The following is a 330-nucleotide window of genomic DNA, read 5'->3' as shown; positions in this document are numbered from 1 at the left end:
GTTCTGGACAGTCCTGTTGAAGCGTTCACAGATGCCGTTTGTCTGCGGGCTCTTGGCCTTGATCTTGGAATGGTCTATGTCCTCGATGGCCAGATACAGCTCGTATTCATGAGTTTCCCTGTTTCCGCAGTATTCGGTACCCCTGTCCGTGAGCATCCTCATCAGTTTCAGGTCATGCTGCTCGAAGAACGGAACCACCCTGTCATTGAGCATGTCCGCCGCCACGAGCGTGTTCTTCCTGTCGTAAAGTTTGGCGAATCCGATTTTGGAATAGGTGTCGATGACCGTCTGCTGGTAAATGTGCCCCACGCCTTTGATATACCCTACATA

At 51.5% G+C, this 330-nt stretch carries 1 pseudogene; it reads right to left on the bottom strand.

Annotated elements, in window-relative coordinates:
• A pseudogene (locus tag Q1Y74_RS06250) lies at positions 1–330 on the bottom strand (IS481 family transposase); the annotation flags it as partial.

It is taken from the genome of uncultured Bacteroides sp. (genome assembly GCF_949298305.1).
Lineage (GTDB): Bacteria > Bacteroidota > Bacteroidia > Bacteroidales > Bacteroidaceae > Bacteroides.
Note: the sequence above shows the minus strand (reverse complement) of the source record. Positions and strands in the feature narration are given on the sequence as shown.